Source organism: Micromonospora sp. NPDC047753 (genome assembly GCF_040642735.1).
GTDB lineage: Bacteria > Actinomycetota > Actinomycetes > Mycobacteriales > Micromonosporaceae > Micromonospora.
This window is the reverse complement of record NZ_JBEYSL010000119.1, coordinates 1-15,008: the sequence shown is the minus strand read 5'-3', so window position 1 is coordinate 15,008 and position 15,008 is coordinate 1. Positions and strand designations below refer to the sequence as shown.

13 protein-coding genes and 1 pseudogene are annotated in these 15,008 nt (G+C 69.5%); 6 read left to right on the top strand and 8 right to left on the bottom strand.

Annotated elements, in window-relative coordinates:
- The 5 genes and pseudogenes from ABZ749_RS13070 to ABZ749_RS13050 all read right to left on the bottom strand — a co-directional run.
- Positions 1-401: pseudogene (locus ABZ749_RS13070) on the bottom strand (hypothetical protein); the annotation flags it as partial.
- Positions 376-948, bottom strand: coding sequence for a protocatechuate 3,4-dioxygenase subunit alpha (pcaG, locus tag ABZ749_RS13065; RefSeq protein ID WP_357227051.1), 573 nt, complete (start codon positions 946-948; stop codon positions 376-378). The gene pcaG and the pseudogene ABZ749_RS13070, both read right to left, overlap by 26 nt.
- Positions 941-1,690: a protocatechuate 3,4-dioxygenase subunit beta gene (gene pcaH / locus ABZ749_RS13060; RefSeq protein ID WP_357227048.1), complete on the bottom strand. Its 750-nt coding sequence runs from the start codon at positions 1,688-1,690 to the stop codon at positions 941-943. Before pcaH ends, pcaG begins: the two co-directional genes overlap by 8 nt.
- A complete protein-coding gene (locus tag ABZ749_RS13055) occupies positions 1,687-2,457 on the bottom strand; it encodes a CoA-transferase (protein ID WP_357227045.1) in 771 nt (256 codons plus the stop codon). Before ABZ749_RS13055 ends, pcaH begins: the two co-directional genes overlap by 4 nt.
- A 27-nt stretch (positions 2,458-2,484) precedes the next feature.
- Positions 2,485-3,303: a CoA-transferase gene (locus ABZ749_RS13050; RefSeq protein WP_357227042.1), complete on the bottom strand. Its 819-nt coding sequence runs from the start codon at positions 3,301-3,303 to the stop codon at positions 2,485-2,487.
- Positions 3,304-3,549: 246 nt separating this feature from the next.
- Between ABZ749_RS13050 and ABZ749_RS13045 the strand changes: the two genes are divergently transcribed.
- Both ABZ749_RS13045 and ABZ749_RS13040 read left to right on the top strand, forming a co-directional pair.
- Positions 3,550-4,074: an aldehyde dehydrogenase family protein gene (locus tag ABZ749_RS13045; protein ID WP_357227040.1), complete on the top strand. Its 525-nt coding sequence runs from the start codon at positions 3,550-3,552 to the stop codon at positions 4,072-4,074.
- Between the two features lie 623 nt (positions 4,075-4,697).
- The gene (locus ABZ749_RS13040) at positions 4,698-5,465 is read left to right on the top strand and encodes a hypothetical protein (RefSeq protein WP_357227038.1); all 768 of its coding nucleotides are present in this window, start codon (positions 4,698-4,700) and stop codon (positions 5,463-5,465) included.
- Positions 5,466-5,622: 157 nt separating this feature from the next.
- Here the strand turns inward: ABZ749_RS13040 and ABZ749_RS13035 are convergent, their stop codons facing one another.
- The 3 genes from ABZ749_RS13035 to ABZ749_RS13025 form a co-directional block, all read right to left on the bottom strand.
- Entirely contained in the window at positions 5,623-6,177 is a 555-nt protein-coding gene (locus ABZ749_RS13035; protein WP_357227036.1) for a hypothetical protein, read from the bottom strand.
- Between the two features lie 130 nt (positions 6,178-6,307).
- The gene (locus ABZ749_RS13030) at positions 6,308-8,155 is read right to left on the bottom strand and encodes a glycoside hydrolase family 15 protein (RefSeq protein ID WP_357227033.1); all 1,848 of its coding nucleotides are present in this window, start codon (positions 8,153-8,155) and stop codon (positions 6,308-6,310) included.
- Positions 8,156-8,304: 149 nt separating this feature from the next.
- Positions 8,305-9,309 (bottom strand): LacI family DNA-binding transcriptional regulator, encoded by a 1,005-nt coding sequence (locus ABZ749_RS13025; RefSeq protein WP_357227031.1) that lies wholly within the window; start codon positions 9,307-9,309, stop codon positions 8,305-8,307.
- Between the two features lie 139 nt (positions 9,310-9,448).
- Here ABZ749_RS13025 and ABZ749_RS13020 point away from each other — a divergent pair, with 139 nt between their 5' ends.
- Genes ABZ749_RS13020 through ABZ749_RS13005 form a run of 4 tightly spaced genes read left to right on the top strand, consistent with a single transcriptional unit; the run spans position 9,449 to position 14,986 of the window.
- A complete protein-coding gene (locus ABZ749_RS13020; protein ID WP_357227029.1) occupies positions 9,449-10,756 on the top strand; it encodes an extracellular solute-binding protein in 1,308 nt (435 codons plus the stop codon).
- Positions 10,753-11,751, top strand: a complete 999-nt coding sequence (locus ABZ749_RS13015; RefSeq protein WP_357227026.1) for a sugar ABC transporter permease — start codon at positions 10,753-10,755, stop codon at positions 11,749-11,751. Before ABZ749_RS13020 ends, ABZ749_RS13015 begins: the two co-directional genes overlap by 4 nt.
- 2 nt (positions 11,752-11,753) lie before the next feature.
- A complete protein-coding gene (locus ABZ749_RS13010) occupies positions 11,754-12,614 on the top strand; it encodes a carbohydrate ABC transporter permease (RefSeq protein WP_355008552.1) in 861 nt (286 codons plus the stop codon).
- A 38-nt stretch (positions 12,615-12,652) separates the two neighbouring features.
- Positions 12,653-14,986: a glycoside hydrolase family 3 N-terminal domain-containing protein gene (locus tag ABZ749_RS13005; RefSeq protein WP_357227023.1), complete on the top strand. Its 2,334-nt coding sequence runs from the start codon at positions 12,653-12,655 to the stop codon at positions 14,984-14,986.
- Positions 14,987-15,008 lie beyond the last annotated feature (22 nt).

Genomic DNA, 15,008 nt, shown 5'->3' with positions numbered 1-15,008 from the left:
GGCCAGGGCCGCGTAGAGGTCGCCGGCACCGCCCGCCGCCGCCAACCGCGCGTCGCCGGAGACCGCGGCCAGCACCCGGGGCCTCCGAAGTGCACCCAGGCTCGGGCGTCCTCCGGCACGGCGGCGGTCAGCTCACCCACCAGCGGGACGACCGGGTTGCCCGTGGCGTCGGCCGCCCGGCCGAGCGCTCCCGGGTCGTACCGCTCGGCGCGGCACTGCTCGACGATCGCCGTGGCCGCCGGCGGTGGCAGGATGCCGGCGTCCGCCGCGGCCCGGACGAGTGCGGCCTCCACGTCGAGCATCGCCTGGAGCACTGACGGGTCGCTGAGTTCCGCGTCGACGTCCGGAGCGCCGGACAGGCCGCCGAGCAGGCCGTCAGACGGCGAAGAAGACGGTCTCATTGTCGCCCTGCAGGTGGATGTCGAACCGGAACCCGTCCGGGGCGGGACTCGCCAGCAGGGTGTCGCGGCGGTCGGCGTCGACGATGCGCAGCACGGGGTCGGCGGCGTTCGCCGCCGGCTCGTCGGGGAAGTAGAGCCGCGTGACGAGGCGGTGCAGCAGCCCACGCCCGAAGACCGACAGGGTCAGGTGGGGGGCTTCGGTGCCGCCGCCCGGCTCGGGCAGCGAACCCGGCTTGACGGTCAACAGCCGGTACCACCCCTGCGCGTCGGTCTCGCTCCGGCCGAATCCGCGAAAGCCCACGAGCGCGGGCCGCCGGGCACCCCGAGGGTCGTCCGGATGGTCGAACCGGCCGTCCGGGTCGGCCTGCCAGCTCTCCACCATCGCATCGACCACCGGTGTTCCGGTGCCGTCGAAGACCCGCCCCCTGATCCAGAACGCGCCCGGCGTGCCCTCGGGTACGACGTACGGGCCGTCGGGCCAGCGGAGGCCGATGTGCAGGTACGGCCCGACGGTCTGCGCGGGCATGACGCCCAACTGCTCAGTCATCGTCGTCCTCGTCCTCGAAGGGGGTGCTCTCCCGGCCGCGCAGCACGATGTCGAACTCGTACGCCAGTGCCCACTCCGGTGCGGTGGTGGCGTGGTCGTACCGGGCGATCATCCGTTCCCGTGCCTTCGGGTCACGGACCGAGTTGAAGATCGGGTCCTGGAAGAAGAGCGGGTCGCCCGGGAAGTACATCTGCGTGACCAGCCGCTGGGTGAACGCGCGGCCGAAGAGGGAGAAGTGGATGTGCGCCGGCCGCCAGGCGTTGTCGTGGTTGCGCCAGGGGTAGGCGCCGGGCTGCACTGTGATGAACCGGTACCGCCCCTGGTCGTCGGTGAGCGCCCGGCCCACCCCCTCGAAGTACGGGTCGAGCGGGGCCGGCCAGGTGTCCCGGGCGTCGCGGTAACGGCCGGCGGCGTTGGCCTGCCAGATCTCGACAAGCGTGCGGGGCACCGGTCGACCGTCACCGTCGCGGACACGCCCGTGCACGATGATCCGTTGTCCCTGCGGCTCGCCGTCGTGCTGGCGGGTCAGGTCGTGGTCGAGCGCCCCGAGCCGTCCCTCCCCCAGCAGCGGTCCGGTGACCTCGGTCAGCCGCTGCGGCAGGTGGATCAGCGGGTGTCGCGGCGCCCGCGCCACTGTCGACCCGTAGCCGGGGCTGAGCAGTGGTGGGTGGACGTCGACGTCGTCGCGCCGGTACCGCGGTAGCACGAGACCCCTGTCTGCCCCGGCGTCCTGTGTGGTCATCGTCGTCTCCCGTCGAACTTCGTCGCCTCCAGTGCCCGCAGCGCCGCGAGTTCCCGCGCCGTCGGCGGTTCACCGGTGGTCAGCCCGGCGGCGACGGCGAGGTCCCAGCCGGTGGCCGCCCGCGCCTGCTCCCGGGTCACGCCGGGGTGCAGGCGGGTCAGCGTGAGCTCGCAGGTCACCGGGTCGGGTTCGAGGACGCCGAGGTCGGTGATCACCACGCGGGGGCCGGCGCCACGCAGGCCGAGTCGCTCCCGGTCGCCCGGGCCCGTTCCGTAGCCGACCGAGGTGACGAAGTCGACCCGTTCGGTGAACGTCCGGAGGTCCTGCCGGACGATCACCACGACTTCACCGCAGGAGGCGGCGATCTCCGGGGCGCCGCCAGCGCCGGGCAGCCGGACCTTCGGGGCGGCGTAGTCACCGCCGACGACAGTGGTGTTGATGTTGCCGTACCGGTCGAGCTGCGCCGCCCCGAGGAAACCCACGTCGATCCGGCCCGGTTGGAGCCAGTAGTTGAACACCTCGGGCACCGACACCACCGCGTCAGCCGATTCGGCGAGGACCGCGTCCCCGATGGAGAGCGGGAGCCGGTCCGGCTTCGCGCCGAGGCACCCCGATTCGTAGATGAGCACCAGGTTCGGGGCGTGGGTCACCCGGGCGAGATTCGCCGCGGTGCTGGGCAACCCGATCCCCACGAAGCAGGCGGTGCCGTCGCGCAGTTGGCGGGCGGCGGCGACAGTCATCATCTCGTCGGCGGTCCAGTCAGCCATCGCGTTCCCCCCGCTCGCCGCGCTGACTCATGCCGCCGCCCCGGCCGTGTGCACGTGCTCGTCCAGCCAGGCGCGGAAGGTGTCGCGGTGCCGGCTGACGGCGTCCCAGTCCCGGTAGAAGTCGTTGTCCCGCACCGAGTAGCCGTGGGCGTAGGAGGGGTGCGCGCCGCCGGGCACCTCGGCCACCGCGGTGACCGCCCAGCCAGGAAGGACCACCTGCCCGGGTACGGGTTCCAACTCGTCCACGATCTCCTCGACGGTGACCAGTGACCGGTGGGCGGCGAGCACCGCTTCCTTCTGCACCCCGGTGATGCCCCACATCTGCACGTTGCCGTCACGGTCGGCGCGCTGGGCGTGCACCACAGTCACGTCGGGACGCAGGGCGGGGACGGCGGTGAGCGTCTCGCCGGTGAAGGGGCAGGTGATGGGCCGGATGTTCGTTGTGTGCCCGGGCAGGTCGGTGCCGGTGTAGCCGCGCAGGACGGCGAACGGCAGCCCGGACGCCCCGGCGACGTACCGGTTCGCCATGCCCGCGTGACTGTGCTCCTCCAGCTCGAGCGGACGCGGCCAGGCGTGCTGCACGGCGTCCCGGAAGCGGTGCAGCGATCCGACGCCCGGGTTGCCGCCCCAGGAGAAGACCAGGCGGCTGGCGCAACCCGCGCCGATGAGCTGGTCGTAGATGACGTCGGGGGTCATCCGCACGAGGGTCAGCTTTTGCCGTCCCTGGCGGATCATCTCGTGACCCGCGGCGAACGGGATGAGGTGCGTGAACCCTTCCAGGGCCACCACGTCACCGTCGCGGACCAGGTGTGCCACGCCGTCGGCAAGCGAGACGAGCTTCGCCATGGGCCTCCCCGCATCCTGCGAAAACCGCGCTGCCGCCGGCTGTTCGCCATGCGGACTGCCGTACTCATATCGAACGTACGACGGAGGACGACATCCGTCAACGACAGGTCGGCCGGGCCCCGGCCGGCGTCGTCCACTGTGTCCGGCAGTCACGTCGGCCGATGCGTTGACGCGAGCCGGGCCACGTGCCAACGTTCAAGCAGAGAACGGCCGTTCGGTACGCGAACACCTCCGAGGAGGACCGCCATGACACTGCTGGACGCCACGACCTGGCAGGGCACCCTGCACAGCGACGGCTGGGTGAAACCCGCCGGCGGGACGGCACCCGTGCGATCCCCCGCCACCGGAGAGGAGATCGGCCAGGTCGGCGTGGCGAACGCCGAGGACGTGACGCGCGCCTGCGCCCGCGCCGCCACCGCCCAACGCGCCTGGGCCGCCACCGGCTACGCCGTGCGGGCCGCGGTGCTGCGCCGGGCCGGGCAGCTGTTCGAGCGGTACGCCGCCGAGATCGGCGACTGGATCGTGCGGGAGTCCGGGTCCATCCCAACCAAGGCCAGCGTCGAGATCGCCGCCGCCGCGCAGGAGTGCTACGAGGCGTCGGCGCTGGCCTCGCACCCGCTGGGCGAGATCACCGTCGAGGGGTTCGTCGTCCACCCCGACGACGGCCGATCCCGTCGTACGGATGTGCCGGCGCCGTGCCTGACCCTGTGGGTCGACAGCCGTCGCGGTGTAGAACGGTCGAGCTGCGGGAGCGCGCCAGTCCACCAGTAGTGGCTCGGTGCCCTCGCCGTCGTCGCGAAGACCGACGCGGCCCACGTGGCGCACAGTGCCGTCGAGGCCGTCGAGGCGGCCGAAGACCAGCCCTTCCTCTGCTCGCCGTAGCTCGTCGTACTGCTGGCGGAGCATGCGCTGCCGGGCCAGCTCCAACGCGTCCAGGGCCTCTGCCGAAAGCTCGACCTGTAGGTGATCGACCAGCCTGTCGCGCCGGGCCATGGCCAAATCCAGAAATGCCTGTTCCTCGGCGACCGCGGATCGCAGCGCGACGCCCTCCGCCGTGGAGGCCGGCAGGTGGCCGCCAGGTGCTGATTCGGCGACGCCAGCGGTGCCGATGCTCGGGGCAGACTTCCGGTGCATTCACAAATCCTTGGATCGGGGTAACCCTCGGCCCGGATGAGCCGCAGCGCATTCGGCGGCAAGCATAGAGTCCGTTTCCCTCACCGACCAGGCAATCCGCCAGCAGAGATCGGAATCTCAATGCCTTGCAGTTCCGGCGTTGTTCGTGGCCTCATCAATCCCATTTTCATATTGACAGTTCGGTCTCCGTCTGTTCTTTGAGCGTGTTCCGAGCCGTGGGTGCTCTTCGGCCTCAGGCCTGGGTGCGGCACGATGGCGGCGTGTCGATGAAACGCGTTGAAGCTCCGGCCACGCTGTTGACCTGGCTTGCGGACCGTCCTGTCTGGGAGTCGACCACCGGCTACGACGCCGCTGGTTGGCAATCGTCGACCTGGGTCCTTCATTCGATGTACGAGAACGCCAGCCGTGCGGGTCTGGGCACTCACGACGAGCTGCATCGCCACCGGCTCGAATCTGGTGACCTCGCGCCGGAGATCGTCGGAGGCATAAACCTCGACGAGGACACCACCAACACCGGTATTCCCCTGGGCTTCGTCGTCCGACCGGGAAGTCCATGGCGACGGGCGCTCTGGTCGCGGCATCTGATTGACGGACCGGCGTCGGATCGGAGTCACCCGCCATGCCACCGCTGGTTCCCGCACCGCAATTGGCCCGTCGCCGTCCAGCCGCCGCCTGAAGGGTCCCTCGACGAGGAGAGCCTGGACGCCCTGCTGGACATCCTGAGCAGTTGTTCGGTCGACGGTCCCAGGACCGACTGCGTCGCCTTCTACGCGTCCTTGCCGGCCGGCACCTTCGACAACCCTCACGTGTGGCGGGGACCGTTGTCAGCAGTCCCCGAACTGATCGAAGAACGTGGGGGGTCTTATCCGTTCTCGCCGACGAATCTGTGGCCCACGGACCGGTCCTGGTTCGTCTGGACGGACTACGACCTACTCGGCACCAAGGTCAGCGGGTCCGCGCAACTGGTCGAGGCGGTCGGTAGCCACCCCGCTCTCGAGACGGTGGACTGGCCCGCTCAACCCCACTGAGCCGACCTGCGGCAGACGTCGGCGGAGGTCGCGCGGCGCGAGGACCGGCACCGCGGCGCGAGGACGGTCACCGCGGCGCGAGACGGTCACCGCGGCGCGAGGACGGTCACCGCGGCGCGAGACGGTCACCGCGGTGCCGAGGGTCGTCCCGCGCAGGTCAGCTCAAGCTGAAGGACACGTCGTCGACGTCGAAGGCGGTGGCCCCGTTGCCGGCCGTCTCGCTGGCGAGGAAGCTGGCCGTCGCGGTGCGTTCGGTCGTGGCGGTTCCGCTCGACATCACGTACTGCCGCCACTGCGCTCCGCCGTCGAAGGCCAGCGAGAACCTCGTCTTCGGGGGTATCCCGGTGACCGCCAGTCCGACGTTCAGGTAGTCGCCGCGGCTGGTCTCCGTGGTGGTGGTCCGCACCCAGAAGCTGACCGTCAGGTCGCAGTTCGCCGGCACTGTGACGGTGGTGCGCAGCAGGTCGGTACGCGTCACGTCCAGCCCGGCGAAGGCGGCGTAGGCGCGGCCGGTGTGTGCCGGTCGGGTCGCGTCGCCGAACACGACGATGCGGGGGCCGGCCGTCCAGCCGGTGGTGCCGCGCTCGAACCCCGGGTTCGGGTGGATCTGCCCGGTGCAGGGCGGGTCGGCAGCTGGCTGGCCGTGGGATGCGCCGCCGGTGGCCAGGAGCAGCAGTGCCGCAACCGAGATGGTGGTGACGAAGGCCTTCATCGGTTCTCCCCGCGTCTATACATTCGAGATGGTCGATGCATGTCGACGATCCGCGATGGAATCGGGCGCGTCAAGTCCTTCCCGCCGTCGGCTCCGCGTGGGCAGCGGGGCTGGCCGGGACGAGCTGGCGCTACCGCCTGCGGCGGGCGTCTGCCTCGTTGTCGAGCAGGTCGTTGAGTGTCAGCGCTGAGTTGATCAGTGAGAGGTGGCTGAACGCCTGGGGATAGTTGCCGATCTGCTCCCCGGTCGCGGCGATCTCCTCGGCATAGAGGCCAAGGTGGTTACTGAAGGTGAACATCTTCTCGAACGTGAGTCGGGCGTCGTCGAGGCGGCCGGAACGGGCCAGCGCCTCGACGTACCAGAAGGTGCACATGTTGAAGGTGCCCTCGTGGCCCGGGAGGCCGTCGGGGGAGTGGACCGGGTCGTACCGGTGGACCAGGCTGTCGGAGACCAGTTCACGCTCGATCGCCAGGAGGGTGGACTGCCACAGCGGGTCGCTCGGCGTGACGAAACCGACCGCCGGCATGGCGAGCAGTGCCGCGTCCAGCACGTTCTCGTCGTACGCCTGCACGAAGGTGCCGCGGGCCCGGTCGTATCCGCGCTCCATGACCTGGTTGTAGATGCGGTTGCGCTGCTCGGTCCAGCAGGCCATGTCCCCGGGGCGACCGGTGCGGGTGGCCAGCCGAATGGCCCGGTCCAGCGCGACCCAGGACATCACCCGACCGAAGGTGTAGTTGCGGGGGTGGTGGCGGCTCTCCCAGATGCCGGCGTCGGGTTGGTCCCAGTTGTGGCAGAGCCAGTCGACCAGTCGGACGGTGCTCTTCCACACCTGGTGCGAGACGCGGATGCCCTGCTCGTCGGCGAGGTGCATGGCGTAGAGGGCCTCACCGTGGATGTCGAGCTGGACCTGGTCGGCGGCGCCGTTGCCGATCCGTACCGGCCGGGAACCTCGGTAGCCCTCCAGATGGTCCAGCACCTCCTCGTGCAGGTCGGAGGAGCCGTCCACCCGGTACATGATCTTCAACGGGTCCTGGTGTTCGCCGGCCTCGCGGATCCGCTCGTCCAGCCAGTTCATGTACCGGCTGACCTCCTCGGTGAAGCCGAGGCCGAGCAGTGCGTGCACCGAGAACGACGTGTCGCGTACCCAGGTGTAGCGGTAGTCCCAGTTGCGGGTGCCGCCGACCAGCTCGGGCAGCGCGGTGGTGGGCGCGGCGATCATCGCGCCGGTCGGCGCGTACGTCATGAGTTTGAGCGTGATGGCCGAGCGCTCGACCATCTCCCGCCACCGGCCGGTGTAGCGGGAACGTTCGAGCCAGCGCCGCCAGTAGTCCCGGGTCCACTCGAACATGCCCTGGATCTCTTCCGGCGCGAAGATGCGCGGATCGGCCCCACCCGTCTCCAGGACCACCCCGCCGGTGTCGCCCTCGTTCAGCGTGCCGTACGCGACCAGGTCGCCACCCTCAAGGTGGACGTCACCCTGTTCGGAGATCAACCGCCGAACCGGGTCGACCGGGTTGAACGTCAGCGCCGCCGACCGGCTGCGGAAGACGTAACCGTTGTGGTGGCGCTCAAGCTGATGCTCTTCCCGGGCGTAGTCGAACCGTGGGCGGCACTCGACCCGGAAGCGCATGCTGCCGCGGACCATGGTGACGGTCCGGACCAGCCGATGCGCGTCGGTGGCCCGCTCGCCGGTGACCGGCATGAAGTCCATGACCTCGGCCACCCCGTCGGCGCTGATGAACCGGGTGATCAGGATGGGTGTGCCGGGGAGGTAGAGCTGTTTGGTCACGTACCGTACGTCGTGCGGCGCGATCTGGAAGTAGCCGCCCTTTTCCTTGTCGAGCAGGGCGGCGAAGATGCTCGGTGAGTCGAACCGCGGCGCGCAGAACCAGTCGACGGTCCCGTCGCACGTCACCAGCGCGGCGGTCTGCAGGTCGCCGATGAGCCCGTGATCCTCGATCGCCGGATAGCTGTCCACATCTCTCCCCGGTTCGGCGGCGTCCTGCGCACCGAACTTAGGGGAGGAATTGTCGGCTTAGGTGAGATTCACGTTCCGCCACCCTGTCGCGTTCCCCCACGTAACGCGGCGAGGTCCGGGGTCCTGCGCCGACCCGGCCAGCCTCACGGTCAGCGCAGCGGGCGGCAGGAGGAGCGGATGACCAGCTCGGTGGGGAGCCGGATGTGGGTGTCGCGGTCGACGCCGGCGATCAGGTCGACGAGGAGGCGCAACGCCTCGGCGCCCATTCGTTGCAGCGGCTGCATGATGGTCGTCAGTGGCGGGTTGACCAGCGCCGACTCCGGGACGTTGTCGAAGCCGATCACCGACAGGTCGTCGGGCACTGACAGGCCCATGTCGCGGGCCACGGTCATCGTGGAGATCGCGGAGAGGTCGTTACCCGCGAAGATCGCGCTCGGTCGGTCGCTGAGGGCGAGCAGCTCCGCGGCCGTGCCGGCGGCGCTCTCGATCCGGAACCCGCCGACGCGGACGAGCCGCTCGTCCACCGGCACGCCGGCTTCGGCCATCGCACTGCGGAAGCCGGCCTCGCGCAGCTGGGCGGACTTCAGGTCGGTGCGTCCACTGATGTGCCCGATGCGGGTGTGGCCGAGGGACAGCAGGTAGTTGGTCGCCAGTACGGCGCCGGCGAAGTTGTCCGAGTCGACGGTGGGCAGGTCGGACGGCCCGGTGTGGGGGTCGACGGCCACGACGTGGAAGCTGTGTTCGGTCTCGACCACTGTCGGCGTGACGATCACGGCGCCGTCGATGAGTGTGCCGGAGAGTCGGGCGAGCGAGCGCCGCTCCCACCCCACGGCGGCACCCTCGCCGTCACCGCTGGAGTAGGCCAGTAGCTGGTATCCGCTCCCGGCGACCTCCTGCGACGCCCCCTTGAGCAGCTCGGTCGAGAACGGCTCGAACTCGGCGACCAGGATGCCGAGCACGTTGGTGCGGTGGCTGCGCAGGCTCTGCGCCCCCAGGCTCGCCTCGTAGCCGAGCTCGTGGATGACCTGCTGGACTCGCTCCACTGTTGCCTGGGCCACGCCGTAGCGGCCGTTGACGACCTTCGACACGGTCGCGACCGAGACGCCGGCAGTACGTGCCACATCCGACATCTTGACGCGCTGCTGAAACACCACGTCGATGATGATAGGGCCCTGCTGCCGCTGCGGTGTCACCGACTCGAAAACGTTATCGATACCGATTGACATCAAGTTACATGACTGTAAAACTTCGCCGCAGGCCGAGTACCGCGACTGAGTAGTCGAGGAGACATCTATGGCAACGAAGCGGCGTGCAAGTGCCGTCCTGGCACTGTTGATGACAAGTGTTCTCGTTACCGCCGGCTGTGGCGGCGGCGGCGAAGAGGCGGCCCCTCAGAACGGGCTGTACAAGGATCCGGTGACCCTGACCTGGTGGCACAACGCCTCACAGGACGGGCCCGGCAAGACCTACTGGGAGAAGGTCGCCAAGGACTTCTCCGCACTCCACCCCACCGTCAAGATCGAGATCGAGGCGATCGAGACGAACCAGCTCCAGCGCACCCGGCTCCCTGCCGCGCTGCTGAGCAGCGACCCGCCGGACATCTTCCAGGCCTGGGGTGGCGGCGAGATGGCTGAGCAGGTGGAGGCCGACTACCTCAAGGAGATCACCGACCAGGTCAAGACCGAGGTCGGCGACATCGGCAGTGCCGCAGAGATCTGGCAGGTCAAGGGCAAGCAGTACGGCCTGCCGTTCCGGATGGGCATCGAGGGCGTCTGGTACAACAAGGAGATGTTCGCGCGGGCGGGCATCGCGGCTCCGCCGACCAACTTCGAGGAGCTCAACGCCGCGGTCACCAAGCTCAAGGCGATCAACGTCATTCCGATCGCCGTGGGTGCCGGTGACAAGTGGCCGGCCGCGCACTGGTGGTACAACATGGCGCTGCGCGCCTGCTCGGTCGACACCCTCAAGAAGGCGTCCGCGGAGAAGACCTTCGACGATCCGTGCTTCGTGAAGGCCGGCCAGGACCTGAAGGCGTTCATCGACACCAAGCCGTTCCAGCCCAACTTCATCGCCACGCCGGGCCAGAACGATCCGACCAGCGCCAACGGCATGCTCGCCAACGGCAAGGCCGCGATGGAGCTCATGGGTGACTGGAACCGCGGCACGCTGGACACCGTCGCCACGGACAAGACGAAGCTCGCGTCGTTCCTCGGCTGGTTCCCGGTGCCGGCGATCAGCGGTTCCCCGGGTGACCCGAAGGCGGCCCTCGGCGGTGGTGACGGGTTCTCCTGCTCCAAGAACGCCCCGTCCGAGTGCGTCGAGTTCCTCAAGTACATCGTGAGCCCCGAGGTGCAGAAGGGCTACGCCGAGACCGGCACGGGCCTGCCTGTGGCCAAGGGTGCGGCGGACGCCGTCAAGGACCCCGCGCTGAAGTCCATCCTGGAGGCCACCTCCGGGGCGAGCTACGTCCAGCTCTGGTTGGACACGGCTTACGGCAGCACCATCGGTAACGCGATGAACGACGCGATCGTCACCATCTTCGCCGGCAATGGGACGCCTGAGAAGGTCGTCTCGGCAATGAAGGCGGCCGCAAGCAAGTGACCTCCGCCAACCAGATCCGTATGCCCGCCGGCGGCGCTTCCGCGTCGCCGGCGGGCCCCCGCCCGGCCGCGCGCGATTCCGCCCGCCGAGCCGACAACCGCCGCAAGTGGTACGAGATCATCGGGCTGACCGCGCCGGCCGTCGCCATCTACGTGATGTTCGTGCTGGTGCCGATGGGCTTCGCGGTCTACTACAGCCTGTTCCGGTGGCGCGGGGTCGGGCCGCCCACCGAGTTCGTCGGTCTGCGGAACTACACCCTCGCCTTCCAGGATCCGATCTTCCTCGACGCGTTGCGCAACAACGCCATCATCGTGTTCGGGTCGCTGCTGATCCAGGGGCCGATCGCCCTGGGCGTCGCCCTGCTGCTCAACCGTCGCTTCCGTGGGCGGTCCGTGTTCCGCCTCCTGGTGTTCGTGCCGTACGTGCTGGCCGAGGTCACGGTCGGCATCATGTGGAAGTTGCTCCTCACTGGCGACGGCACTGTCGACGCGCTGCTGCGGTCCCTGGGAATGGGCGGCCTGGTGCAGGCCTGGCTGGCGGACCTGGACGTGGTCATCTGGACCCTGTTGGCCGTTCTCACCTGGAAATATGTCGGCTTCGCCATCATCCTGCTCCTCGCCGGGCTGTCCAATGTGCCGGACGAGCTGACCGAGGCCGCCGCCATCGACGGCGCGAGTTGGTGGCAGATCCAACGGCACGTCACGATTCCGCTGCTCGGCCCGACGATCCGGATCTGGATGTTCCTGTCCATGATCGGCTCGCTGCAGATCTTCGACATGATCTGGGTGACCTCGGTGCCCGCGGTGCGGTCGCTCGGCGCGTCGGCCACCATGGCGACGTACATGGTGGACAACGGGTTCTTCGCCCGGCTGTGGGGCTACGGCAACGCCGTGGCGGTAATCCTCTTCGTCATCTCCTTCGTGGCGGCGCTGCTGTTCCAGCGGTTCCTGCTCCGCCGCGACATCGAGGGCGCCATCACCGGAAGGGCGAAGTGACGATGGCCGTGAACTCGGTTCTCCCCCCGTCCACCGGACGCCGCCAGGTCTCCTGGGGCACGCCGCTCACCTACGCGCTCGCCCTCGCGATCGCGGCGGTGTCGATCGCCCCGGTCATCTACGTGGTCATCGGCGGTTTCCGCACCACCCCGCAGATCGTCGCCGACCCGGCCGGCCTGCCCGACCCGTTCGTCTGGGACAACTACTCCCGGGTGCTGACCCAGAGCAACTTCTGGCAACAGGCGTTCAACAGCGCGGTCATCGCCCTCGGCACCACGCTCGCCGTCGTCGTGCTCGGCCTGGCCGCCGCGTTCGTGCTGGCCCGCTACCGGTTCCGCGGGCGAGAAGGGCTCTACACCTTCTTCACCCTCGGCCTGCTGTTTCCGGCCGGGGCGGCGATCCTGCCGCTCTACCTCATGCTGCGTGACCTGAACCTGATCAATTCGTACTACGCGGTGATCCTGCCGCAGGTCGCCTTCTCACTGCCGCTGACGATCGTGATCCTGCGTCCCTTCCTCTCCGCCATTCCGCGAGAGTTGGAGGACGCCGCCGCCATCGATGGTGCGAGTCGGCTCGGCTTCCTCTGGCGCGTCGCGATGCCGCTGTCGCGGCCCGCGCTCGTCACCGTTGGCGTCCTGGCGTTCGTGGCGAGCTGGAACTCGTTCCTCCTGCCGCTGCTCGTCCTCAGCGACGTCAACCTGCACACCCTGCCGCTGGGCGTGCAGAACTTCTCCAGCCAGTACACGACCGACACGGCAGGCGTACTCGCCTTCACCTCGCTGGCAATGCTGCCGGCGCTGCTCTTCTTCACGCTCGCGGAGAAGCAGATCGTCGGTGGCCTGCAGGGTGCGGTCAAGGGCTGAGCGGCAGCGGTACGAGCACAACCACAGGAAGGCACAGCATGACTGAGGTCCACGCGGTGGTGGACGGGCCGGTGCCGGCCCAGGCCGGTCCGGAGCACGGACGACCGGACGGGCACGACGGCGAGGCCCGCGTACGCGAACTCCTCGGCCGGATGACGATCGAGGAGAAGATCGCCCAGCTCGTCGGCTTCTGGGAGAAGGAGGACGGCGAGGCGGTCGCACCGTTGCAGGGCGAGTTCGGCGACTCCTCCAAGCTTGAGGAATTCTCCCGGCACGGGCTCGGCCACCTCACCCGCGCCTACGGGACCCGCCCACTGGACGCGGCGCAACGCGCGTCCTGGTTGTGGAAGTTCCAGCGGGACCTGGTCACCGGCACCCGGCTCGGCATCCCGGCGATCGTGCACGAGGAGTGCCTCACCGGACTGTCCGCGTGGAAGGCGGCCACGTTCCCCACCCCGCTCGCCTGGGGTGCCGCGTTCAACCCCGAACTGGTCACCGAGATGGCCGCGGCGATCGGCGCCTCGATGCGGGCCCTGGGCGTGCACCAGGGGCTCTCCCCGGTGCTCGACGTGATCCGTGACCCCCGCTGGGGTCGGGTCGACGAGTGCGTCGCCGAGGACCCGTACCTGGTCGGCACCATCGGCACCTCGTACGTGCGCGGCCTGCAGTCGCAGGGGGTGCACGCCACCCTCAAGCACTTCGCCGGCTACTCCGCCTCGCGCGCCGGGCGCAACTTCGCCCCGGTGCACATCGGCCGCCGGGAACTGGCCGACGTGCTGCTGCCCCCGTTCGAGATGGCGATCCTCGACGGCGACGCGCGCAGCGTCATGCACTCGTACACCGAGATCGACGGGGTGCCGGTCGCCGCCGACCCGACGATGCTGACCGGCATCCTGCGCGACCAGTGGGGCTTCGACGGCACTGTGGTGGCCGACTACTACGGGGTCGCGTTCCTGAACCTGCTGCACCACGTGGCGAGCGATCACGCCGACGCGGCCGGGCAGGCGTTGACCGCCGGTCTCGACGTCGAACTGCCCACCGGCGACGCCTACCTGACCCTGGGTGAGTCGGTGCGGACGGGCAGGCTCGACGAGGCGCTGATCGACCGCGCGGTGCTGCGGGTGCTGCGCCAGAAGCGGGACCTGGGTCTGCTCGACGCGACCTTCGACGACGAGCCGCCCCAGGCGATCGATCTCGACTCGCCCGAGCACCGGTCGATCGCCCGTCGGCTCGCCGAGGAATCGATCGTGCTGGTCGCCAACCGGGACGCGCTGCCGCTGCCCGCGGGGCGACGGGTGGCCCTCATCGGCCCGAACGCCGACCGGCAGAGCGCGCTCTTCGGGTGCTACTCATTCCTCAACCACGTCCTTGTCCAGCACCCCGGCGTGGAGACCGGCATCGACGTGCCGACCGTGCTCGACGCCGTGCGGGCCGAGTTCGGCGGCGACCTCGTCACCTGGGCACGCGGCTGCGACGTGGACGACGACGACCGATCCGGCTTCGACGAGGCCGTCGCCACAGCCTCCGGCGCGGACGTGGCCGTCCTGGTCGTCGGCGACCACGCCGGCCTCTTCGGACGCGGCACGGTCGGCGAGGGCTGCGACCGGGAGGACCTGGAGCTGCCCGGCGTCCAGCGCCAACTGGTCGAGGCGGTGCTGGCAACCGGCACACCGGTCGTCCTCGTGCTGGTCACCGGCCGGCCGTACGCGGTCGGCTGGGCGCTCGCGCGCTGCGCGGCGGTGGTGCAGGCGTTCTTTCCGGGAGAGGAGGGCGCCGGGGCGATCGCGGGGGTGCTTTCCGGGCGGGTCAACCCGTCGGGCCGGTTGCCGGTCAGCCTGCCCCGGTCGGCGGGCGCGCAGCCGTACTCCTACCTGCACCCCACCCTCGGTACGGGCAACGAGGTGACCAACCTGCCGGCGACGCCCGTGGCGCCGTTCGGCCACGGCCTGTCCTACACGACATTCGCGTACAGCGAGCTCACCGTGCCCAGCACGACGCCCACCAGCGGGGCGGTGGAGGTGACCGTGCGGGTGACGAACACCGGCGCGTTCGCTGGCGACGACGTGGTCCAGCTCTACGGTCGTGATGTGGTCGCCTCGGTGACCCGGCCGGTGGCGCAGCTGCTCGGCTACCGGCGGGTCCATCTGGAACCGGGCCAGTCCGTCACTGTCGAGCTCACGGTGCCCACCACCCGTCTGGCCTTCTCCGACCGCACGTTCACCCGGGTGGTGGAGCCTGGCGACGTCGAGCTTCGCGGCGGCGGCCGAGTTCGACCTACGCCTGCCCGACCTGACCTCGGTACCCGAGTCGCCCTTGCTGATCAACTTGTGCTGCAATGCATAGTTGAAGCATGGAGGCCTTTGAAGCGCTGACGTTCGGCAAGAGCAGTCCACC